Consider the following 20618-nt stretch of genomic DNA (forward strand, 5'->3'; position numbering starts at 1 on the left):
TCCCGCCCCCTGACGGAGCCTGATCGTGTGCGGCTCACCGGCCGCGGATGCGCGGGTCGAGCGCGTCGCGCAGGCCGTCGCCGAGGTAGTTCACTCCCAGCACGGTGAGCGAGATGGCGATGCCGGGCAGGATCACCCGCTCGGGGAAGTCCTCCATCCGCGCCACCGCGTCGGCGAGCATCTTGCCCCATGTGGGGAAATCCGAGGGGAAGCCCACGCCGAGGAACGACAGGGCGCTTTCGGTGATGATCGCCGTGGCGAGGCCGAGGGTTGCCGAAACCATGATGGGGGAGAGGACGTTCGGCAGCAGGTGGCGCTTGATGATCTGGAACGGCCGTGTGCCGATCGAGCGTGCTGCCAGCACGAACTCGCGCTCTTTCAGGGCCAGCACGTCGCCGCGCACAATGCGGGCCGTGGGCATCCACGAGGTGATGCCGACCACCGCCACGATCAGGATGAACATGCCGCCCTCGGGGCCGAAATTGGCGCGCAGCGGCTGACGGAACAGCGTCACTGCAACCAGCAGCAGCGGCAGGATCGGCAGGCTCAGGAACAGATCGGTCAGGCGCATCAGCGGGCCGTCGAGCTTTTTGAAATAGCCCGCCAGAACGCCGACGCCCGCGCCGATCACCAGCGATAGGATCATCGCCGCCCAGCCCACCGCCATCGAGGCGCGCCCGCCAGCGATCAGCTGTGCGAGGTTGTCGCGGCCCAGCTGGTCGCTGCCCAGCGGGTGTGCCCAGCCGGTTTTGGCGGTGCTGTCCCACAGCGCGGTGTAGATCGGGCGCATGTCCTTGGCGCGGATGTCGAGCGCCTGCGGATCCAGCGTCCAGAGCCACGGGCCGACCAGCACGCCGAGGGTGATGAAGATCAGGAAGAAGCCCCCGATCATCGCGCCTTTGTGCTTGCGGAACTGGCTCCAGACGTCTTTCCACTTGGAGCGCGGCGGCTTGTCCGGGCCTTTGTCGCGCAGGGCCTCGATCGGGGCGGGGGAGGCGGGAACGGGCTCAGTCATAGCGGATCCTCGGGTCGAGAAGGCCATAGAGGATGTCGGCGATCAGGTTGAAGGCCACGATCAGCACGGCAAAGATGAAGGTCAACGTCATCACCATCGGCAGGTCGTTGGCAAAGAGCGCGGTGATCAGCAGTTGGCCGATGCCATTCACCTTGAACACGTTCTCGGTGATGATCGCGCCGCCAAAGATCGCCGGCACGCCGAGCGCGATCACGGTGATCACCGGGATCATCGAGTTGCGCAGCACGTGGATCATCACCACCACGGCTTCCGACAGGCCCTTGGCGCGGGCGGTGCGCACGTAGTCCTGATTGAGGTTGTCGAGCATCGAAGCGCGCATGTAGCGCGACAGCTGCGCGGTGGTCTGCAGCGCCAGCACCATCACCGGCATGACCATCTGCAGCAGCTGGAATTTGAAGCTTTCCCAGTCGTTCACCACGTGGGTGGTGTCATAGATCGACGGGAACCAGCCGAGGTAGACCGAGAAGATCACGATAAGCAGCGGCCCGGTGAAGAACGGCGGGATCGAAAAGCCCACCATGGTGATGAACGTCCCGGCCTGATCGAAGACCGAATACTGCCGGTAGGCCGAGTAGATGCCGATCGGCAGGGCGATCAGCACGCCCACCACGTAGCTCAGGCCGACGACCCAGAGCGTCTGCGGAATGCGCTGCAGCACGATGTCCATCACCGGCGAGCGGGTCTGCCAGGAAATCACCCGCAGCTCACCCTGATAGAGATGCGTGTCGGGCAGCCAGCCGAGCAGCCATGTGTCGCGGGTCAGCCAGTCGATGAAGATCTTGGGCTCGGTCCAGAACACCTGCACCAGCCATTTCCAGTATTGCACCAGCGCCGGTTCGCCGACGCCGAGCGCCTCGCGCATCTTCTGCTTCACCTCCGGCGGCACCGTCAGCGGCACCTGCGCCATGGGATCGCCCGGCGCGAGTTGCAGCAGCATGAAGATCACGAAACTGATGAACAGCAGCGTCGGGATCGAAAGGACGAGGCGGCGGATTGCGTAGGTCAGCATGGGCGGACCTCGCGTGCGAGGGCGCGGGCGGGTCTGGGCTGCGGATGCAGCCGCCGCGTCCGGCACCGGTCATGGATGCGGGCTGTGTGCGTCATGAATTCCGTGTCTTTGTTGTGGGGCCCGTGCGGCGGAACCGGCTGACGCCGTGCGGCGGCAGTTGCCGCGTCGGTGGACCGGGGCGGGAGGCCGAGGTCCGGGTTCCGGAGAGGTGAGGTCACGGGCAGACCTTCCGAGCAAGGGGCACGCCCCCGCGCCGGGCGGGGACGTGCGTGTCAGGCGATCAGCCGTCGATGCGGTACCAGTCGGCGGCGTTCCACAGCTCGCTGTCCCAGGTGTTCAGCACGACACCGCCCAGCGTGTTGGAATGCGCCGAGACGCGGCCACGGTCGACCAGAGGCACGATGGTCATCGTTTCCTTGGTGATGATGTCGTTCAGCTTCTTGGCGATCTCGCCGCGCTTCTCCAGCTCGCCAGTCTGCGCCAGCTCGTCGAGCAGGGCGTCATACTCTTCGTTGCAGAAGCGGTTGATGTTCTCGCCCTGCCACTGGGTCGACGGCTTCGGCTCGTTGCCGCAGCGGTACATCTGCAGGTAGGACTGCGGGTCGGTGCCGTCGAAGTTGTTGGCGTACATCTCGACGTCGGCATAGAACTTCTGGAAGGTGTCCGGCGAGCCCGGATCCCCGCCGAAGAACACCGAGCTGTCGACGTTGCGCAGTTCGGTTTCGACACCGATCTGGCGCCACCAATCCTTGATCAGAGCCTGGAAGTCCTGACGCACGGCGTTGGTCGAGGTCTGGTAGAGCAGGCTCAGCGGCTCGCCGTCCTTGTCGCGCACGCCATCGCCATCGCTGTCGGTCCAGCCAGCCTCTTCAAGCAGCGCCTTGGCGCCTTCGAGGTCCTGCGTCAGACATTCGGTGTTGTCCGAGGCGTAAAGCTCGGGCGCGGGCACGAGGTTACAGGTGGCGCGGCCGGCCTGGCCGTAGCCGATCTCGGTCAGCAGCTCGCGGTCGATGGCCATCGACAGTGCGCGGCGGACGCGCTCGTCGGACAGGATCGGGTGCGGGTGCGCCACGGTGGCGCGCTCGCCCTCGGGCAGCTCCGGCGAGGGGTCGGTCATGTTCATCTCGATCCGTTCGACCAGGGTGCCGAAGGCCGAGACCGGGGTGCCTGCGCCGCCTTCAGCCATCGAGGCGAGGACGTCGGGGGCAAGCTGCAGGTTCCACGCGTAGTCGAATTCACCGGTCTGCAGCACCGCGCGGGCCGCGGATTCCGCATCGCCGCCGCCTTTCAGCGTGGCGGTCGCGAAGGCGGGCTTGGCCGGGTCACGGTAGTTGGGGTTGGCCGAGAGCGAGATCACGTCGTTCGGCTTGAACTCGTCGACCACGAAGGGGCCGGTGCCGATGGGGTTGAAGTTGGCCTCGGTGCAGGTCGAAGCCGCCGCGCCCGTGCAGTTCTCGAACTGCGCTTTCTGCAGGATCGGGGACTGGCCGCCCATGAAGGGGCCGTAGGGGTTCGGCATCGCCTCGTCGAAGTTCACCACGACGGTCAGATCGTCCGGGGTCTCGATCGAGGAGATGTGGTCGAACTTGGCCAGCTGTGCGCAGCCGCCTTCGGGGTCCATGCAGTAATCGGCGGTGAACTTGACGTCAGCCGAGGTCACCGGCGTGCCGTCGGACCACAGCAGGCCCTCCTTCAGCTTCCAGGTGATCGACTTGAGGTCTTCGGACACACCGCCGTTTTCGACCGTGGGGATTTCCTCTGCCAGATAGGGCACCAGCGCGCCGGTCTCGGTGTAACGGCCCAGCGGTTCGAGCACGAGCGACGAGGCTTCGATGTCCTTCGTGCCGCTCGACAGGTAGGGCGTCATGATCGACGGCGCCTGCCAGTAGATGATGTTCACATGCCCGTCGGAGCCGCGCTCCGCCATTGCGGCGGGGGCCAGCGCAAAGCTGGCGGCAGCTCCGAGCAGAAGGGTCTTGAGTTTCATAGGTCACTCCCTGTTATCGACCTAAGACCGTTTGGTCATTCGACCTTTGGTCTCTTCTTTGTGGCAGCGGGAAAACCGTGAAACGCCGGACGTTTGGTTCCGGCGCTTCTGGTGGTCTCATCCCGCTTGCCGGTCATCGAAACAGAACCCGCGCAAAATGCAAGCATTGCCTTGGGGTCAGCCCCCGCATGGGTTTGACAGTTTCACGAAGGTGCCTTTAGCGTTTGCACCAACCGATACGGAGAGGCCCTGATGCTGGACACCCCCATTGCGCGGATCGACCGCCTGCGCGTTGAATTCGAGACAAAAGACGGCCCGGTGGCTGGTGTCGAGGATGTAAGCTTTGAGATCAACGCGGGCGAAACCGTCTGCGTGGTTGGGGAATCCGGCTCCGGCAAATCGGTCAGTTCGCTTTCGCTAATGCGGCTGATCGAGTTCGGCGGCGGAGAAATCGCCAACGGGCGCCTAATTTTTGATCGCAAGGACGGCGGCGAGACTGACCTTGCGAAAGCCTCTCAGGACGTCATGCGCGACATCCGCGGCAACGAGATCGGCATGATCTTCCAAGAGCCGATGACCGCGCTCAACCCGGTGTTTACCGTGGGCCGCCAACTGACCGAAGGCCTGCGCGTGCATCGCGGCATGACCAAGGATGAGGCCGAGGCGCGGGCGTTGGAACTGCTGAAACAGGTGCGCATCCCCGAGCCCGAGCGGCGGCTGAAGCAATACCCGCACGAGCTGTCGGGGGGCATGCGGCAGCGCGTGGTGATCGCCATGGCGCTGGCCTGCAAGCCGCGCCTGCTGATCGCCGACGAGCCGACCACGGCGCTTGATGTGACCATTCAGGCCGAGATCCTCGCGCTGATGGACCGGCTGAAGCGTGAAACCGGCACGGCGGTGATGTTCATCACCCATGACATGGCGGTGGTGGCGCAGATGGCCGACCGGGTGGTCGTCATGTTCCGCGGCAACAAGGTCGAAGAGGGCACGGTCGAGGAGATCTTCGAAAACCCCCAGCACCCTTATACGCAGGCGCTGCTGGCGGCGGTGCCGAAGCTGGGCGAGATGCGCGGCAAGGCGCTGCCCGAGCCGATGAAGCTGCTGGGCCGCGAGCAGGACGAGATCAAGCCGATCCCCGGCAGCGAAACGCCGCTGCTTGAGGTTCAGGGGCTGACCACGCGCTTTCCGGTCAAGGGTGGGTTCTTTCGCCAGACCGTGGCCAACGTGCATGCGGTCGAAGATGTCAGCTTCACCGTCAACAAGGGGCAGACGCTCAGCTTGGTAGGGGAGTCGGGCTGCGGCAAATCCACCTGCGGGCGCTCTATCCTGCGGCTGGTGGAGCCCGAAAAAGGCCGCATCGTGCTCGACGGCGTCGACGTGATGGGGCTGGGGCCGAACATGCTGCGCGATGCGCGGCGCGAGATGCAGATGATCTTTCAGGATCCCTTCGCCTCGCTCAATCCGCAGATGAACCTTGCCGACCAAGTGGCTGAGCCAATGCGCAATTACGGCTCTCACAAGGGCAAGGAGATGATGGACCGCGTGGCCATGCTGTTCGACCGGGTCGAACTGCCGCGCAGCTTCATGCGCCGCTTCCCGCACGAACTGTCGGGCGGCCAGCGGCAACGCATCGCCATCGCGCGGGCGCTCGCGCTCAATCCCAAGCTGATCGTCGCGGATGAGGCGGTCTCGGCGCTCGATGTGTCGGTGCAGGCGCAGGTGGTCAATCTGATGATGGAACTGCAGGCCGAGCTTGGGTTGTCCTATCTTTTCATCAGTCACGACATGGCGGTGGTCGAACGGGTCAGCCACAAAGTGGGGGTGATGTACCTTGGCCGGATCGTCGAAATCGGGCCGCGCGCGGCGGTTTTCGAGAACCCGCAGCACGCCTATACCAAGGCTCTGATGTCCGCCGTTCCGATCGCCGATCCGCGCCGCCGGAAGTCGGAAAAAGACCTCAATTTCAAGCCCATTCCCTCGCCGATCCACCCGGTCGGATACGAGCCCGAGCAGAACGTGTACCAGCAGGTCGGGCATGATCATTTCGTGCTCACCTCTGCCAGTGGCTACTAAGGGTTGTGGCGCCCCATACGGCGCTTCTCTGCCTAAAAGGAGAAAAATAGGGCTTGGAGGTGGATCTGTCGGCGTGTGATGATTATGCACGATCGGAACGAAGCACAGACACGAATCTGTGCCGGGCCCGAGAGCAGAAGGCAGAGACCAAGCGTGCAGACAGACGTCGCGAGCGGCAACACCGAAGGTGTCGGAACGACACTGAAACCCTTCCAGTTCCGGGGGCGGTTCCTGACCGCACTGGCCCTGCGCCTGAGCGCGGCGCCGGACGCCCGGTTCTACGAGATGCTGGCGGACCGGCTGGAGAAGACGCCGAACTTCTTCACCGACGCGCCGGTGATCATCGACCTTGAACAATCGCAAGCTGAGGTCAGCGCCGAGGCGCTGAGCGAGCTGGTCGCCGATCTACGCCGCCGCGATCTGGCGGTTTTCGGCATTCAGGGCGGCGATGAGGCGCTCCGCGAGGCTGCGGCCGGGCTGGGGCTGATCACCGTGACAGGCGGGCGCGATGCGCCGCTGCGCGGGGCGCTGCCCAGTTCTGAACAGAAACGCCCGCAGCGGGTCATCCCCGAGCGCGCGCGCCCCGAACCGACGCCAGCCCCGGCCCCCGAGCCGCAGCCGGCGCCCGAACCGGTGCGCATGGCGCCCGAAAACAAGATCGTCACCATGCCGGTGCGCTCGGGCCAGACGGTGATCGCCGACAAGGGCGATCTGACCATCGTCGGCCCGGTCAGCTCGGGCGCCGAGCTTTTCGCCGCCGGCAACATTCACGTCTATGGCCGCATGCGCGGCCGTGCCTTTGCGGGCATTGACGGCGATGAGAACGCCCGCATCTTCTGCCAGTCTCTCGATGCCGAGCTGCTGGCGATCGCCGGTCTTTACCGGACATCCGACAGCCTTGGCGCCGACGTGCGTCACAAGATGGTGCAGATTTACCTCGAGGACGAGCGGCTGGTCGTTTCGCCGTTCGCCTGACCTCGACATTTAGACAGGAGCCGCCAGTGAGCAAAGTAATTGTTGTGACCTCGGGCAAGGGTGGCGTGGGCAAGACCACGTCCTCGGCCGCCATCAGCGCCGGTCTCGCGGCACGCGGGCACCGCACCGTGGTGATCGACTTCGACGTGGGCCTGCGCAACCTCGACATGATCATGGGCTGCGAGCGCCGCGTGGTGTTCGACTTTATCAACGTGATCCAGGGCGATGCCAAGCTGAACCAAGCGCTGATCCGCGATCGTCGGCTCGACAACCTTTATGTGCTGCCGACCTCGCAGACCCGCGACAAGGACGCGCTGACCCAAGAGGGCGTCGAGAAGGTGCTGAACGAGCTGCGCGAGGAGTTCGACTACATCATCTGCGACAGCCCGGCGGGCATCGAGCGCGGCGCGCAACTGGCCATGTACTACGCCGACGAGGCGGTGGTGGTGACCAACCCCGAGGTGTCTTCGGTACGCGACAGTGACCGCATGCTCGGGCTGCTCAGCTCCAAGACCGCCCGCGCCGAGAAGGGCGAGGAAGACCAGATCAAGAGCCACCTATTGCTCACCCGCTTCGACCCCAAGCGTTCGGGCGAGGGCGAGATGATGTCGGTGGAGGACGTGCTGGAAATTCTCGCGATCCCGCTGCTGGGCGTGATCCCGGAAAGCCCCGCGGTGCTGCGCGCCTCGAACGTCGGCGTGCCGGTGACATTGAACGAAAAGTCCCGCGCGGCCACCGCCTATGAGGAAGCCGTCGCGCGCCTCTGCGGTGAAGAGATCGAGATGAAGATCGAAGGGGAGAAGGTTCCCGGCTTCATGTCGCGGCTCTTCGGGAGGAGCGCATGAAGGTTTTCGGCTTTACCTTTAACCGCAAGCCCAAGTCGTCGACGCAGGCCAAGGAGCGGCTTCAGATCCTGCTGGCGCACGAGCGCGGGTCGGGGCCGAAAGCCGAGTTCCTGCCGATGCTGCAGCGTGACATCCTCGAGGCGATCAAGCGCTATGTCGAGGTGAGCGACGACGCGGTCGGCATCCGCATGGATTCCGTCGGCGACGTCTCGAGCCTCGAGATCAACATCGAGCTGCCCGCGGACGAAAAGAAGAAGGTGGCGGCAAAGGGCTGAGGCCCGACGCCACTTTTCAGATGCACGCGCGTTTGGTCGGCGCCCGAGGGGGCGCTGCCCCCGTCCGCTGACGCGGACTCCCCCGGGATATTTTCGTCTAGACGAAGAGACCGGCGTTTCGCTCTTGTTCCTGGCGGCAGTTTTTTGTAGCGGGGCGCCTTTCCAGCGCGGAGGGTGTCATGGGTGAAGTCATGGGCGTCATGGACGTCATGGGCAGTGCAGAATTTGCGTCGGGCGACGTTCTGGCGATCGACTTCGGGACCTCCAACTCGGCGGCCGCGATCGTCGAGGGGGGCGCGGTGCGGCGGCTGCAGATCGAAGCGGGCAGCGAGACGCTTCCCACTGCGGTGTTCTTCCCCGAAGACGGCGGCATGCTGATCGGTGCGACGGCTTCCGAGGCGCTGATCGCCGGCGACGAGGGGCGCTATATGCGGGCGCTCAAAAGCGTGCTGGGCACCGCGCTCTTTCATGAAAAGCGTCTGATTGGCCGCAAACGGCGCACGCTGGCCGAGATCGTGACCGCGTTTCTGCGCGAGGTGAAGGCGCGCGCCGAGGCAGAGGCGGGGCGGCGGTTCGACCGGGCGCTCTCGGGCCGGCCTGTGCATTTCCATTCCGGCGATCCCGAGCGCGACGCGCGCGCCGAGGAAGACCTGCGCGGCTGTTACAAGGCGGCGGGCTTCAAGCATGTGGAGATGATGTTCGAACCCGAGGCGGCGGCGCTGGCCAGCGCCGTGTCCGAGGGGGCAGGCGGCACCGGCCTGATCGTCGACATCGGCGGCGGCACTTCCGATTTCACCGTGTTCCGCAGCGAGGGAACGGGGATCGCGATCACCGCCAGCCACGGCATCCGGCTTGGCGGTACGGATTTCGATCATGCCGTTTCCATGCGTCACGCCATGCCGCTCTTGGGTCTGGGCGGTCAGCTGCGGCGCGATTTCGGCGGCGGGCTGCTGCCGGTGCCAAATGCGCTTTACGTGGATCTGTCCACGTGGGCGAAGATCGCTTTCCTTTACACTCGCGAGACCGAGCGGGCGGTGGAGGACCTGCTGCGCCATGCCGAGGCGCCCGAGCGGATGCAGCGGCTGAAGACGGTGATCGCGGACGAGCTTGGCCACGAGCTGGCCTTTGCGGTCGAGCGTGGCAAGATCGACGCCAACTCCGGCGCCGGGGCCGAGATCGCCATGGGGATGATCGCGCCGGGGCTGGCGGCGCGCGTCACGCCCGGATCGCTCAACGCGGCGCTTTCCGAGATGCGCGAGGCGCTGCGCATGGCCATCTACCAGACCCTGATGCTGGCGCAGGTCTCGCCGGCGCAGGTGGACAACGTGGTGCTGGTGGGCGGCTCGAGCCTGATGGCGCTGGTGGGCGACGAGGCGCGGGCGGTCTGCCCGGGGGCCACGCAGCGCCGCTCGGAGGCCTTTACCGCCGTCGTTGATGGGCTGGCGTGGGCGGCGGCGGGACGCGGCGTCGCGCGCCGCTGAGCGCTGCGTGGATATAGGGCGGCCCAGAGTCTGCGGGCGGCGAATGCCCCGTGGGGGCTTGTGGCTGGCGCCGAGGCGCGATTAGGTCGGCGCGGAAGACAGACCAAGGACGCCCCATGACCCCCCGCCTATCGCCGCGTGAGCTGCTGGAAAAGCTCGTCTCCTTTCCCACTGTCAGCAGCGGCAGCAATCTCGACCTCATTGGCTGGACCGAAGACTATCTCGCCAGCCATGGCATCGACAGCCACCGCCACGCCAAACCTTCCGAGCCCGACCTGAAGGCGGCGCTTTTCGCCCATGTGGGGCCGCAGGCCGAGGGCGGCGTGGTGCTGTCGGGGCATACCGATGTGGTGCCGGTAGAGGGGCAGGCGTGGGACAGCGACCCTTGGGTGCTGACCGAGCGCGAGGGGCGGCTTTACGGGCGTGGCTCCACCGATATGAAGGCCTTTGACGCGCTGGCGATCTGGGCGCTGGTCGAGGCCAAGCACCGGGGCGTGCGTAGGCCGCTGCAGCTTGCGTTCAGCTACGACGAGGAGATCGGCTGTGAGGGCGCGATCGATCTGGTCGAGGCGATGCAGGGTGTGGTGCCCAAGGCCCGCGCGGTGATCGTCGGCGAGCCGACCATGCTGAAGCCGGTGACCGGTCATAAGGGCGGGCGCAGTTTCGACGTGCATGTGCACGGCGTCGAGGTGCACAGTTCAATCCTCGAAACCGGCGTCTCGGCGATCATGTGGGGCGCCAAGCTGATCGACTGGTGCAACGCGCTGAACGCCGAATGCGCCGCGGCGGAGCCGGGCCCGGTGGCGCAGCTGTTCACCCCGCCGCACACCAACGTCCACGTTGGCCAGATCCGCGGCGGCACGGCGCAGAACATCACCGCCAAGGACTGTTGGTTCCCGCTCGGCTTCCGCGTGGTGCCGGGCGAGGACCCTGAGTATTGGGTGAGCCGGCTGAAGGACAAAGTGGCCGAGCTGACCGCGCAGATGCAGGCGGTGCGGCCCGAGGCGTGGATCGAGGTCAAGGAGTCCTTCAACCTGCCGCCCTTTGCGCCCACCGAGCACAACCGTGCCGAGGAACTGGTGCGCCAGATCACCGGCGACAACGCCAAACGCCACGTCAGCTACGGCACCGAGGCCAGCCATTTCCAGAACGGCGGCTACGACGTGGTGGTTTGCGGGCCGGGCGACATCGGCATCGCGCATCAGCCGAATGAGTCCATTGCCGTCTCGCAGCTTCAGGCCGGGCAGGCCTTCATGGAGACGCTGCTGGAGCGTCTGGCATGAGCCTTGTCTTTCCGTTCCGCGACGAGGGCCCGGTCGAGCATCAGGGCGCGCTGCCCGAAACGGTGGACCTTGTGGTCATCGGTGGCGGCGTCATCGGCACCTGCGCGGCGCTGTTTGCCAATCGCGCCGGGCTGAAGGTCGCGCTGTTGGAAAAGGGCCGCATCGCCGCTGAGCAAAGCTCGCGCAACTGGGGGTGGATCCGCGTGCAGGGCCGCGACATGGCCGAGATTCCCATTGCGCTTGAGGCGCAGCGGCTGTGGCAGGACCTGGACGGGCTTTGCGAAGGGCGGCTGGGCACGCGCACCGTGGGCGTCGGCTATCTGGCCAAGAGCAAGGCCGAGATGGAACGCTTCGCGGACTGGCTCGAACAGGCAAAACCGCTGGGTGTCAGTTCCGAGCTTCTGGATGCGGAGCAGACCAAGGCGCAGCTTGGCGCGACGGACTGCCCTTGGGTCGGCATGCTGCACACGCCCACCGACATGAAGGGCGAGCCCTGGCAGGCGGTGCCGGAACTGGCGCGGCTGGCGGCTCTTGAAGGGGTGATCGTGCGCGAGCGCTGCGCGGTGCGCGGGCTCGAGCGCAGTGGCGGCAAGGTCACCGGGGTGGTGACAGAGGCGGGAACTGTCCGCTGCGACCGTGCGGTGTTGTCGGGCGGCGCGTGGTCGGGGCTGTTCCTCAAACGCCACGGCGTGACCATCCCGCAGCTGTCGGTGCGCTCCACCGCGATGGCCACCGCGCCGCTGCCGCAGCTGGTGAACACCGCGGCTGTGGATGACGTGCTGGCCTTCCGACCGCGCGCCGATGGCGGTTACACGCTGGCGCCTTCGGCGTTTTCGGAACTGTTCCTCGGCCCCGACGCGGTGCGCCACATGCGGCCCTATCTGACGCTGGCGCGGCAGGGCAGTTTCGACGTGCATTTCCGGGCCAAGGCCCCGGCGGGCTATCCAGATGCCTGGGGCACAGCGCGCAGCTGGCGCGACGACGAAGAGACGCCGTTCGAACGCATGCGCATCCTCTCGCCCGAGCCCAACGCCGGCAAGGTCGCCGCGACGCGCAGCCAGTTCGCGCAGCATTTCCCCGAGATGGGCGACGTGCCCCTGCAGGCCAGCTGGGCGGGGATGATCGATGTGATGCCGGATGTGGTGCCGGTGGCCGATCATGTGGCGGACATTCCGGGGCTGATCGTGGCGACGGGGATGTGCGGCCATGGATTTGGCATCGGGCCCGGCTTTGGCCGGGTGATCGCAGATATGGCGCAGGGCAGGGAGCCGGGCCATGATCTGTCGCGCTTCCGCCTGTCGCGGTTCTCCGATGGCAGCAAGCTGGTGCCGGGGCCGAACCTCTAGGGGCCTGCGCGCGCGCGGCGATGGCGCCCTCTGCTCTGGCATTTGCCTGTGTCTGCCCTTGGGTCACGCGGCGCCGCCGCTTGCCACGCCTTGGCACCGGTGGCAGGCTTCGCGCAAAATATGATCAAACATCAGGGACCCCCGTTATGCCCGTCAAGAACCGTTTCGCCGAACTACAGCCCGAGATCACCGCGTGGCGCCGTGACCTGCACGAAAACCCCGAACTGCTGTTCGACACCCATCGCACCTCGGCGCTGGTGGCGGAAAAGCTACAGGCCTTCGGCTGCGACGAGGTGGTGGAGGGTATCGGTCGCACCGGCGTTGTCGGGGTGATCAAGGGCAAGGCCAGCGGCTCGGGCAAGGTGATCGGTCTGCGCGCCGACATGGACGCGCTGCCGATCCTCGAGGACACCGGGCTGGACTACGCCTCCAAGACCCCCGGTGCGATGCATGCCTGCGGCCACGACGGGCACACGGCAATGCTGCTTGGCGCGGCGAAATATCTTGCCGAGACGCGTCATTTTGACGGCACCGTGGTGGTGATCTTTCAGCCCGCAGAAGAGGGCGGCGGCGGCGGCAAGGAGATGTGCGACGATGGCATGATGGCGCGCTGGGGCATCCAAGAGGTCTATGGTATGCACAACTGGCCCGGCGTGCCGGTGGGCCAGTTCGCCATCCGCCCTGGCGCTTTCTTTGCGGCGACAGACGTTTTCGAGGTGACGGTCGAGGGCAAGGGCGGCCACGCCGCCAAGCCGCATGAGACCATCGACCCCACGGTGGCCTCGGCGCAGATCGTCACGGCGCTGCAGACGATTGCCAGCCGCAACGCCGACCCGGTGAGTCAGATCGTCGTCTCGGTGACCAGCTTCGAGACCTCTTCGACCGCGTTCAACGTGATCCCGCAGCGGGTGACGCTGCGCGGCACCGTGCGCACGCTGGCGCCGGAGAACCGCGACCTTGCCGAAACCCGGATCAGCGAGATCTGCACAGGTATGGCCACGGCGCTCGGCTGCACGGCAGAGATGGAGTACACGCGCAACTATCCGGTGATGGTGAACTCCGAAGAGCAGACCGAGTTCGCCGCCGATGTGGCGCGCGCGGTCGCGGGCGACTGCGCCGCTGCGCCGCTGGTGATGGGCGGCGAAGACTTCGCCTTCATGCTCGAGGAACGCCCGGGGGCCTACATCCTCCTCGGCAACGGCGACACCGCTGCGGTGCACCACCCGCAGTACAATTTCAACGACGAAGCGATCCCTGCGGGCTGTTCGTGGTGGGCCGAGATCGTCGAGCGCCGTATGCCGGCGGCGTAAAGTTTTCTGTCGGGTCGTCGTGCGTGAGGGGGCGCTGCCCCCTCTTGGCCTGCGGCCAATTCACCCCCGGCGTATTTTCAAAGAGAAGAAGCTCTTAGAGGGGCCTGTCGGCGGATCGGCGTCGGGTATTTTCGGGCCAAGCGGCGACACGGCAGGTAGATTTCTCTGCGAAAAGGATTTGCGATTGCGGAGGCTCCTGCTTTGTTCTAAGACCCGCCACAGGCACCCGTAGCTCAGCTGGATAGAGCGCTGCCCTCCGAAGGCAGAGGCCAAAGGTTCGAATCCTTTCGGGTGCGCCACCCACTCTTTCACAGCACTGACGTTCTCAGAGTTTCGCGGCGCGTGGCGTCGCCGGGCCGTTACACGCCTGTGTATTGGGGTGGGTATGGAAAAAAGCCGCGCTGTGGGCAGCGCGGCTTTTCGGTTTTGGTTTGCGAGTTTAGGCGCTGCCTCCCTCTGCCGCCCGTTCCATGCGGATGCGGAACGGCTGGGTCTCGCCGCTTTTGGATTCGCCGAGATAAAGCGTCTGATGCGGGAAGGGGATCTCGATGCCCCGCGCGTCGAAGACCTCCTTCAGCACGCCGTTATAGGCGCGGCCCACGCCCCATTGCGTGCCCGGTACGCATTTGATCCGCGCCCGGACCACCACGGCGCTGTCGCCGAAGGCGTTTATCCCGAACCACTCCAGATCATCTAGGATCGAGGCGGCCTGATCGGGGTCGGCGCGCAGCTGCTCGAAGGCGTCGAGCATGGCCTGTATCACTTCGGCGATGTTCTCGCGATAGGCGACGCCCATGTCGCAGACGAAATAGCCGAAATCGCGCACGAAGTTGGTTACCATGTCGACCGAGGAGAAGGGGATCACGTGGAACGCCCCGCTCAGGTCGCGCAGGCTGACCGAGCGGATGGTCAACCGCTCGACCACGCCGGTGGTGCTGCCAAGCGTGACCACATCGCCGACGTTCATTGCGTTCTCAAGCTGGATAAAAATGCCGGTGATGATGTCCTGCACCATTTTCTGCGCGCCAAAACCGATGGCGAGGCCGAGCACCCCGGCCGAGGCCAGCAGCGGCGCGATGTCGAGGCCGATCTCGGAGAGCACGAACATCAGCGTGATGACGATCAGCGCGATGGTCGCGGCATTGCGCAGCAGGGTCAGCAGGGTGCGCTCGCGCGCTGTGGCGACCGAGCCGAACTCGGGGTTGAGCCGGTAGTCGACCCAAGAGGTCAGCGCCACCCAGACCGCGAAAGCCACCAGCAGCACCGCCGCCACCGAGAACAGCGTCGAGGTCAGTTGTAGGCCGATCTGGCTGGCCAGCCAGCCGCGCAGGTCGATCAGGCTGATCGCGTTGAGCGCGAAGACCACCACCAGCACGAAGATCGCGAGACGCAGCACGAACAGCGCTTTCGGCACGAAGGTGTTGAGGCGCTTTTCCAGCAGCGGCAGTCGCGCGGTCAGAGTGTCGGGCAGTTGCACGCCGCGCACCATGACACGCGTCAGCACGCCCGAAAGCACCATGCCCAGCAGCGCTACCAGCAGCACCTGTCCCGAGTTCAGCAGCGAGCGGAAGGCGGCGTCGCCCGGTTGCACCAGCACCAGCACCAGCATGGTCAGAAGATAGAGCAGCGCCGGCCAGTGCCAGTGCTGCACGAGGAAGGTGAAGGCGCCGCGTTTCTTCTTTGGCTTTGTCGCGCTGTCGCCCATGGGGAACTCGTCGGGGGCTGCGGACGTGGGGGCCTCGGCGCTCTCGGCCGCTTCGGCAAGGCGCATCTCCTGAGCGTGCTCGGCCTCGGACTGGCCGCCCCGAAGCAGCCAGTCGGCCACCGCACGGCGGTTGCGCAGCACCAGCCAGATCGCCAGCCCGACGACGATCACCGCGATCAGCGCCGAGGTCGCACGCCCGGCTGCGAGCGAGACATTGGCGTTGATGATCGGCACGATCAGCAGCTGGCCGTAGCCGACCAGACCGACCATGAAGTTGAGCCGGCTGCCGAGGTATTGCGCCGCGGCGTCCGAGACCGGCAGCGGTCGCAGGTTGCGGGCCGAGGGCGATAGCGCGAGCCGGACCAAGACTTTCGACAGTTCGACCAGTAGGAAGGCATTGAGGTAAAGCGTTTGGCGGATGCCGATCTGCCCGAAGTTGCCCAGCAGCAGCGTGGCGATCAGATAGCCGACGGCCATGCGATGATCACGATCGCCACATCGATCAGCGCCGAGGCGACAAACAGCATTGCGGTGCGCAACACACCCGCCTCGCGTGCCGAGGCGCCCATGCGCGCATATAGCGCCTTGCCCGTGCGGCGCAGCAGCAGGAACACCGCCACCGTCGCGACGATGATCAGCGCCAGTTCCTTGAGTGCGTCCAACAGCACGCCCGCTTCGCTGCCGTCAAGCCCGTCGAAGACCCGCGGCGCGAGCGCAAGCTGGGCCAGCGCGGCCTCTGCGCTGGCGGCGATGCCCTCGGCGGTTTCCTGTGTGATCAGGGCAATGCGGCGGCTGAACGAAAGGGTCTCGGCGGGGGCGGCCTCCTCGCCGGCGAGCGTCTCGACGATCTGGTCGCCAGCATTGGCCGAGGCGTCTTGCTGTGCGGCGCGCAACTCGGCGATCAGCGCTTCACGGCTTTAGTCGTCTTCGATGACCTCAAGCAGCAGATCGAGCTTGCTCGGCGCTGTGTCGCTTGTATCGGAAGAGGGGGCGGCTTGCGCGTCGGCATTCTGGGCCGCGGTACGCGTCGGGGAAAGGGCGCTGAATGCCATGGCGGCGAGGATCAGCAAAGCTGCGATCCCGGATCTTAGAACTGTCATATCACCACGTTCGATTACCAATAGTCACGGGGGCGTCCCTGCGGCATTCGCGAGGGAGATGACACCGAAGACCGGTCACGGCGTGGTGAAGGCCAAGGTGCCAGACGCCAATGGGCAGCTAGGATGACGCGCCGCCGTGGCCAGAGAGGCGGGCGCGCAATCGCGTCATTGAAAAAAATGCTGTTCCGCGGGAACCGAAGCGCTATGGCGGGCGTTGAAGACCCGGCCTCAAAGAACAAGACACGCAGGGACAGGGCAGACAGGGTGAAGGACTTCCTCGACGATCCGGACGCGATCCGGGACAGCAATCTTAGGGATGCGTTGCGCAATGCCACATCCGCCCCTCACGCCCGCCTCGATGCGCATCTCTCTCAGCTTGATCTGACGGACATGCAGGCGCGCCGTGCCTTCTGCGAAGTGCAGAGGCGTGGCTTCTCGCGTCTTGGCGAAGCCTGCCGTTGGCATGCCGCCGAAGCCAGCGATGCGCTGATCGCCACGCTGCGCGCGCTTGAGGATGATCTGGACGGGCCTCTCAACCGGTCGGGTCCCGGGCGGGACCTGCCGCTGCATTCGGATGCGGTGGCCTATCTGCTGCTCGGCTCGCAGTTGGGCGCGACGATGCTGCGCCGGGCCATGCCGGAACCGCCTGAGCGCGGCTATTTCGCCCTGGCGCCCGCGCGCGGCGCGTGGCGGGCGTTCTGCCAGCGGCTTTCGGCGCAGCCGGCCCGCTGCTCCGAGGCGCAGCGCGTGCTGCGCGATGCCATTCGCGCCTTTTCCATTTTCGAACACGAGGCGCGCAACGTGCTGACCGCGCCGACCGCCGGAGCAACATGAACGATTCTTTCATCTCGACCGACACGCCTGTCGATCTGACCAACTGCGACCGTGAGCCAATCCATCTGCTGGGCAACGTTCAGTCTTTTGGTGCGCTCATCGCTATTTCTGCCGACTGGATCGTGCAGCATGCCTCGCAGAACACCGGTGCCTTGCTGGGGATCGAGGCCGAGAGCCTGCCCGGCATCAGCCTCACCGAGGCGCTGCCGCGCGCCACGGTGGCCAAGCTGCGGGAGAAGCTGGGCGGCACCAGCCACGAAAACGCGGTGGCGCGGGTCTTTTCGATGGATGTGTTCGAAGACGGTCGTCTGTTCGACGTCAGCGCGCATCAGTCCGGGCCCAGCTTCATCTTCGAGTTCGAGCCGAAGGTGCGCGATTCCGAAGAGGATGAGCTTGCGCTGGTCACGCCGATGCTGCGCCGGGTCTCGGCGCAAAAGGATCTGGTGAGCGCCTCTGAAGAGGCCGCGCAGCAACTGCGGACGCTGACGGGGTTCGACCGGGTCATGGTCTATCAGTTCGGTCCCGAAGGCGACGGCACGGTGATCGCCGAGGCCAAGGACGGTGCGGATCCGGAAACCTATATGGGGCTGCATTTCCCCGCTTCCGATATCCCCCGGCAGGCGCGGGCGCTCTACAAGCGCAGCTTGCTGCGGCTCATTGCGGATGTCGATGACGAGGTCTCACCGATCATGCCGCAGCAGAGCCCAGAGGGGCGGCCGCTCGATCTGTCTCTGGCCGTGTCGCGGGCGGTCTCGCCGGTCCATCTGGAGTATCTGCGCAACATGAATGTGCGCGCCTCGATGTCGGTGTCGATCATCATCCGCGGTGAGCTTTGGGGCCTGTTCGCCTGCCATCACCGCGCGCCGCTGCATGTGGATTATGAGCGCCGCACCGCGGTGGAACTGCTGGCGCAGTTCTTTGCATACGAGCTTGAACGGCAGGAAGCCAAGGCCACCAGCGATACGGTGGGCCGGGCGCAACGGCTGCACGACCGGCTGATGATGCAGGTCAGTTCGGGCGAGGGGCTGGCCGCCAGCTTCCCGAACATCGCGCGCGAGATCGGCAAGGTGATCCCCTTCGACGGGATCGCGCTCTATTCCGATGGTGAGTACGCGACGCAAGGCACGGCCCCCTCGAAAGAGCAGTTCCAGACCATCGCGCGATTCCTCAACACCGCCGCTGCAAGCCGCGTCTATGCCACCGATTGCCTCTCGGCGCGATTGCCGTCGATGGACAGCCTGTTGCCCGACTGCGCGGGCATTCTCGCCATTCCGGTGTCGCGCACGCCGCGTGATTACATCGTGCTCTTCCGCTCGGAAGTGATGCGGCAGGTGAATTGGGCGGGCAACCCCAACAAGCCGGTCGAAGTTGGCCCGCTGGGCGCGCGCCTGACTCCGCGCAAAAGCTTCGAGACATGGAAGCAGGACGTGGCCGGGCGCAGCGAGACGTGGTCTCAGACCGCGCTCAAGGCGGCCGAGGCGATCCGTGTGACGCTGCTTGAAGTGGTGCTGAAACTGTCGGACGAGGTCAATGCCGAGCGCAAGCGCGCGCAGGATCAACAGGAACTGCTGATCGCCGAGCTCAACCACCGGGTGCGCAACGTGCTGGGGCTGATCCGCTCGCTGGTCGGCCAGTCGCGGCGGTCTGCCCAGACGATCGAAGAGTTCACCGCCGCTGTCGACGGGCGCATCCACGCTTTGGCGCAGGCGCACGACCAATTGACCTCGACGGAATGGAAGCCCGTCGCTCTGCGCGAGCTTCTGAAGGTCGAGCTGGGCGCTTACATCGCTGGCGAAGAGCACCGGGTGTCGATCACCGGGCGCCCTGTGCTGCTGGCCCCCGAGGCATTCGCGACCATGGCGCTGGTGCTGCACGAGCTTGTCACCAACTCGGTCAAATACGGCGCGCTGTCGGTGCCGTCGGGCCGGGTCGAGGTGACGCTGGAGCGGTTGCCCGACGGGCTGCAGCGCATCGCGTGGGCGGAAAGCGGTGGCCCGGCTGTGCGCGCGCCGGAACGGCGCGGTTTCGGCACCACGATCATCGAGAAATCCATTCCCTTCGAACTGCGCGGCAAGGCGGAGGTGCATTTCGAGGTCACCGGCCTGCGCGCCGAGTTCTTGCTGCCCGAACGCTATATCACAGACGCGCCGGACCCGGCGCCGGTCGCGGCTGAACCAGAGCCCGAAGCGCCGGCGATCAGCGAGGACGGCATTTCTGGCGTGGCGCTTGTGGTCGAGGACAACATGATCATCGCCATGGACGCCGCCGATATCCTGTCGGATCTCGGTGCCGAAACGGTGCACACCGCCTCTTCGGTCGCCGAGGCCATGCGGATCATCGACGCGCATCCGATTCAGGTGGCGGTGCTGGACGTGAACCTCGGGTCGGAAACCAGTCTGCCGGTGGCCGAGATGCTGGCGGCGCGCGGCGTGCCCTTCGTGCTGGCCAGCGGCTATACGGGGCAGTCGGACTGGCTGTCGCGCTTTCCCAAGGCGCCGATGACCAGCAAGCCGTTCACCATCGAAACGCTGACGAAAGCGGTCTCGCGACTGGCCACGTGAGCGGGGCGCCCGCAAGCGGCGTGCTGAGGGTCTGACGTAGAAAAGAGGCGGGCGAGGAAAGAGGCTTGTGAGGGCAGGGGGGCGAGGGCAGGGGCCGTCAGGCCGCCTTGCCCTCGTTTTCCTTGTCCGTCCCGATCTGCGCGCGCAGGCTATCCACCGCGGCGGCGGCCTTTTCGCCCGCCTCGGTCAGCGCGTCGGCAAGGGTTTCAGCGCGGTCGGTGTCGACGCCGCGGCGCAGGATATTGGCGGCGCTTGTGGTCACCGCGGTCAGGTTGCTGAGCGTGTGGAACAACTCGCTGAGCGAGGTCAGCATTTGCCGGTCCTCAAAGTCACGACCGTTGGTCTTGCCGTCTGCGGCCTTGCCGGACATCAGCGACGAAAGCGCCAGCACGCGGCTGACCTTGCCGTCCTGCCAGTCCAGCGGCACGATCTCGACTTCCCAGAGGGTGTCTGCGGCCTCGGCTCCGGCGAAGACACCGATGAAACTGGAAGGTTTGCCGTCGAAGGCGCTGCGCACCGTGGCCTCGGCCTTCTCGCGCTCGGTGCCTTTCCAGAAGCTTGTCCAGACCTGCCCGCAGACCGCTTCGGCGTCGACGTTCAGCAATTCAAGCCCGCGTTTGTTGATCGCCATGACCTTGCCCTCGCGGTCGAGGACCTTGGCGCAGACGGTACTGCGCTGAGCAAGGTAGCCCATTGCGGCGGACAGGGCGGAAGCTTCGAGGCTGCTATCTGCGAGAATCATTGAAGAGGGTCCGGGAATAAAGGGCACGGAGCCGTTAATCGATTGGTAACATACCT

General features: G+C 65.8%; 17 protein-coding genes and 1 tRNA gene. 11 read left to right on the plus strand and 7 right to left on the minus strand.

Going from position 1 to position 20618, the window contains the following annotated elements; genetic code table 11:
• Positions 1–34: 34 nt before the first annotated feature.
• The 3 genes from ACXAJT_RS17600 to ACXAJT_RS17610 all read right to left on the minus strand — a co-directional run bounded on the left by ACXAJT_RS17600 (position 35) and on the right by ACXAJT_RS17610 (position 4032).
• Positions 35–1015, minus strand: a complete 981-nt coding sequence (locus ACXAJT_RS17600; RefSeq protein WP_475237321.1) for an ABC transporter permease — start codon at positions 1013–1015, stop codon at positions 35–37.
• Positions 1008–2045 (minus strand): ABC transporter permease, encoded by a 1038-nt coding sequence (locus ACXAJT_RS17605; RefSeq protein ID WP_475237322.1) that lies wholly within the window; start codon positions 2043–2045, stop codon positions 1008–1010. Before ACXAJT_RS17605 ends, ACXAJT_RS17600 begins: the two co-directional genes overlap by 8 nt.
• Positions 2046–2325: 280 nt before the next feature.
• Positions 2326–4032 carry a peptide ABC transporter substrate-binding protein gene (locus ACXAJT_RS17610; protein ID WP_475237324.1) on the minus strand — a complete coding sequence of 569 codons (1707 nt, stop codon included), beginning with the start codon at positions 4030–4032 and terminating at the stop codon, positions 2326–2328.
• A gap of 252 nt (positions 4033–4284) precedes the next feature.
• Here ACXAJT_RS17610 and ACXAJT_RS17615 point away from each other — a divergent pair, with 252 nt between their 5' ends.
• The 9 genes from ACXAJT_RS17615 (at position 4285) to ACXAJT_RS17655 (ending at position 13919) form a co-directional block, all read left to right on the plus strand.
• Complete coding sequence (locus ACXAJT_RS17615) at positions 4285–6105, plus strand: ABC transporter ATP-binding protein (protein ID WP_475237326.1); 1821 nt, start codon at positions 4285–4287, stop codon at positions 6103–6105.
• 153 nt (positions 6106–6258) lie between these two features.
• Complete coding sequence (gene minC / locus ACXAJT_RS17620) at positions 6259–7080, plus strand: septum site-determining protein MinC (RefSeq protein WP_475237327.1); 822 nt, start codon at positions 6259–6261, stop codon at positions 7078–7080.
• A gap of 26 nt (positions 7081–7106) precedes the next feature.
• A complete protein-coding gene (gene minD / locus ACXAJT_RS17625) occupies positions 7107–7925 on the plus strand; it encodes a septum site-determining protein MinD (RefSeq protein ID WP_475237328.1) in 819 nt (272 codons plus the stop codon).
• Entirely contained in the window at positions 7922–8200 is a 279-nt protein-coding gene (minE, locus tag ACXAJT_RS17630; protein WP_475237329.1) for a cell division topological specificity factor MinE, read from the plus strand. The genes minD and minE overlap by 4 nt, the downstream gene beginning before the upstream one ends.
• Positions 8201–8379: 179 nt before the next feature.
• Positions 8380–9681 carry an Hsp70 family protein gene (locus tag ACXAJT_RS17635; protein ID WP_475237330.1) on the plus strand — a complete coding sequence of 434 codons (1302 nt, stop codon included), beginning with the start codon at positions 8380–8382 and terminating at the stop codon, positions 9679–9681.
• Between the two features lie 116 nt (positions 9682–9797).
• On the plus strand, positions 9798–10964 hold the full coding sequence (argE, locus tag ACXAJT_RS17640) for an acetylornithine deacetylase (protein WP_475237331.1): 1167 nt from the start codon (positions 9798–9800) through the stop codon (positions 10962–10964).
• A complete protein-coding gene (locus tag ACXAJT_RS17645) occupies positions 10961–12310 on the plus strand; it encodes an NAD(P)/FAD-dependent oxidoreductase (RefSeq protein WP_475237333.1) in 1350 nt (449 codons plus the stop codon). Before argE ends, ACXAJT_RS17645 begins: the two co-directional genes overlap by 4 nt.
• Positions 12311–12456: 146 nt before the next feature.
• Complete coding sequence (locus ACXAJT_RS17650; protein ID WP_475237335.1) at positions 12457–13620, plus strand: M20 aminoacylase family protein; 1164 nt, start codon at positions 12457–12459, stop codon at positions 13618–13620.
• 222 nt (positions 13621–13842) lie between these two features.
• Positions 13843–13919: transfer RNA gene (locus ACXAJT_RS17655), tRNA-Arg, on the plus strand.
• A gap of 140 nt (positions 13920–14059) precedes the next feature.
• On the opposite strand, the gene ACXAJT_RS17660 is transcribed toward ACXAJT_RS17655, so the two are convergent.
• Genes ACXAJT_RS17660 through ACXAJT_RS17670 form a run of 3 tightly spaced genes read right to left on the minus strand, consistent with a single transcriptional unit; the run spans position 14060 to position 16395 of the window.
• Positions 14060–15802, minus strand: a complete 1743-nt coding sequence (locus tag ACXAJT_RS17660) for a mechanosensitive ion channel domain-containing protein (RefSeq protein ID WP_475237337.1) — start codon at positions 15800–15802, stop codon at positions 14060–14062.
• Positions 15784–16218 carry a hypothetical protein gene (locus tag ACXAJT_RS17665; RefSeq protein ID WP_475237339.1) on the minus strand — a complete coding sequence of 145 codons (435 nt, stop codon included), beginning with the start codon at positions 16216–16218 and terminating at the stop codon, positions 15784–15786. The genes ACXAJT_RS17660 and ACXAJT_RS17665 overlap by 19 nt, the downstream gene beginning before the upstream one ends.
• A gap of 24 nt (positions 16219–16242) precedes the next feature.
• Positions 16243–16395: a hypothetical protein gene (locus ACXAJT_RS17670; RefSeq protein ID WP_475237341.1), complete on the minus strand. Its 153-nt coding sequence runs from the start codon at positions 16393–16395 to the stop codon at positions 16243–16245.
• A 294-nt stretch (positions 16396–16689) separates the two neighbouring features.
• Here ACXAJT_RS17670 and ACXAJT_RS17675 point away from each other — a divergent pair, with 294 nt between their 5' ends.
• Complete coding sequence (locus ACXAJT_RS17675; protein ID WP_475237343.1) at positions 16690–17259, plus strand: heme oxygenase-like domain-containing protein; 570 nt, start codon at positions 16690–16692, stop codon at positions 17257–17259.
• Positions 17256–19820 (plus strand): HWE histidine kinase domain-containing protein, encoded by a 2565-nt coding sequence (locus ACXAJT_RS17680; protein ID WP_475237344.1) that lies wholly within the window; start codon positions 17256–17258, stop codon positions 19818–19820. The genes ACXAJT_RS17675 and ACXAJT_RS17680 overlap by 4 nt, the downstream gene beginning before the upstream one ends.
• A 97-nt stretch (positions 19821–19917) precedes the next feature.
• On the opposite strand, the gene ACXAJT_RS17685 is transcribed toward ACXAJT_RS17680, so the two are convergent.
• Complete coding sequence (locus ACXAJT_RS17685; protein WP_475237346.1) at positions 19918–20562, minus strand: PAS domain-containing protein; 645 nt, start codon at positions 20560–20562, stop codon at positions 19918–19920.
• Positions 20563–20618 lie beyond the last annotated feature (56 nt).

Source organism: Salipiger sp. ABF4_146 (assembly GCF_056161345.1).

Bases quoted from the DNA above. Each gene is read 5' to 3' on its own strand.
- ACXAJT_RS17600 (WP_475237321.1), bottom strand. From the start codon at position 1,015: ATGACTGAGCCCGTTCCCGCCTCCCCCGCCCCGATCGAGGCCCTGCGC.
- ACXAJT_RS17605 (WP_475237322.1), bottom strand. From the start codon at position 2,045: ATGCTGACCTACGCAATCCGCCGCCTCGTCCTTTCGATCCCGACGCTG.
- ACXAJT_RS17610 (WP_475237324.1), bottom strand. From the start codon at position 4,032: ATGAAACTCAAGACCCTTCTGCTCGGAGCTGCCGCCAGCTTTGCGCTG.
- ACXAJT_RS17615 (WP_475237326.1), top strand. From the start codon at position 4,285: ATGCTGGACACCCCCATTGCGCGGATCGACCGCCTGCGCGTTGAATTC.
- minE (WP_475237329.1), top strand. From the start codon at position 7,922: ATGAAGGTTTTCGGCTTTACCTTTAACCGCAAGCCCAAGTCGTCGACG.
- ACXAJT_RS17635 (WP_475237330.1), top strand. From the start codon at position 8,380: ATGGGTGAAGTCATGGGCGTCATGGACGTCATGGGCAGTGCAGAATTT.
- argE (WP_475237331.1), top strand. From the start codon at position 9,798: ATGACCCCCCGCCTATCGCCGCGTGAGCTGCTGGAAAAGCTCGTCTCC.
- ACXAJT_RS17645 (WP_475237333.1), top strand. From the start codon at position 10,961: ATGAGCCTTGTCTTTCCGTTCCGCGACGAGGGCCCGGTCGAGCATCAG.
- ACXAJT_RS17650 (WP_475237335.1), top strand. From the start codon at position 12,457: ATGCCCGTCAAGAACCGTTTCGCCGAACTACAGCCCGAGATCACCGCG.
- ACXAJT_RS17660 (WP_475237337.1), bottom strand. From the start codon at position 15,802: ATGGCCGTCGGCTATCTGATCGCCACGCTGCTGCTGGGCAACTTCGGG.
- ACXAJT_RS17680 (WP_475237344.1), top strand. From the start codon at position 17,256: ATGAACGATTCTTTCATCTCGACCGACACGCCTGTCGATCTGACCAAC.
- ACXAJT_RS17685 (WP_475237346.1), bottom strand. From the start codon at position 20,562: ATGATTCTCGCAGATAGCAGCCTCGAAGCTTCCGCCCTGTCCGCCGCA.